This is a genomic window from Endozoicomonas sp. Z74, from assembly GCF_057680865.1.
Genome location: NZ_JBLYZI010000242.1, coordinates 1 through 1258, shown reverse-complemented (window position 1 = coordinate 1258; position 1258 = coordinate 1). Strand labels below are relative to the sequence as shown.

1 protein-coding gene is annotated in these 1258 nt (G+C 39.8%); it reads left to right on the top strand.

The genetic code is table 11. The features are described 5' to 3' along the window. Nucleotides 1–225: 225 nt before the first annotated feature. Nucleotides 226–1155: a hypothetical protein gene (locus ACNRUY_RS26515; RefSeq protein WP_488114666.1), complete on the top strand. Its 930-nt coding sequence runs from the start codon at nucleotides 226–228 to the stop codon at nucleotides 1153–1155. Nucleotides 1156–1258: the final 103 nt, after the last annotated feature.

Sequence of the window (1258 nt, the reverse complement as noted above, 5' to 3'; positions counted from 1 at the left end):
ATCATCTTCTGGATGACGGCCTCTTTCATTTCTTTGGAGTAGCGAGCCATAACTGCCTCTTTTAATCATCTCTCCATTGAAGAGAGTCATGAGTCAAAAGAGGCGACATCTATCCTGACACAGGGGGGTACAGAAAAGCCAAAAGCTTCCATTGAACCCATGGTATTGAATCTCAGGCCAGCAGTAAAAACGGTCTGTGATGAAGGAAACCCAGGCTATGTTGAGATGGAACCGATCAAACGTTATGTGAAGGGAGAGGGTAGCGCCATGGCCGACCCGGCCAGGAAGTGGGTGAAGGATACCGCCTCAAGTGTTAAAAATGCTGCAGTGGCAGGATGGCCCTTTCTTATGAAGCTTGGCTACAGAGTGTCACTGATGTCTCTTTCAGCAGGTGGTATGTATTGGATTATTGCAAACTACTTGGTTAATTCTTTAGAAAATGAAAAGCAAATCTACAGAAAGATTGATGTGCAGAATGTGAAACAAAGAAAGGCATTTGTTCCTGGTGTTAAACCCAAAAAAGACTTTAAAATTGATTATGGCCCTGTGCCCCTTGGGCATTTTACTGGGAATCCAGTACCAATTGTTTATTTCAGCAAGGTTGTTTATCCACAGAGTCAATATGTATACCCGGTCAATGTTGACTGGGTTAAGTCAATTGATGATTGTGGCTTGATAAGGATGAACCGATTTGTAGAGGATTGTGTGTATTTTTACTTGCAGCAAGAGTTTCGCTTTGCTTCATTTATGCTGTTTCTTGATTATTACAGGCATATCTATAATTCAAAAAAATACAGTGTCGTTAATAGTAAACCTGATGTGTGGAACTCTATTTCAGAGTGGTACTATGGGAGTGCTAACACCTTTATTCAGCCAGTGTTTTATGGATTATTTAGATTTCATGTCAATAATGTTGAAAAACTATTTTCCAATACTTGGGTGCAAAAAATGGATGAGTTACGTCAGCCAGGATTTATGGCAGCAGCTTATCTCTATTGTCAAGTGACTAACGAATCGGAAGCAAACGGGTTTCTGGAAAGATGTATTAAGTGTTTGCTGGATATCTATCTTAACTCAATAAAGTTCATTGCCGGCTACTCTCAGATCGAAGTGATTTTAGAAGATATGAGGTGCATTAGTTCAGATCTGATCTGACAATTCCCTCTTCAAAAAAGGGAAGGGTTACCGATTTAGATAGAGGGTGAAATCACTGAAATCTAAATCGTAAAAAGGTAACCCTTATGATTCATACTAATCA

What these genes read in the sequence shown, in the direction of transcription:
- ACNRUY_RS26515 (WP_488114666.1), top strand. Translation starts at nt 226, where the DNA reads ATGGAACCGATCAAACGTTATGTGAAGGGAGAGGGTAGCGCCATGGCC.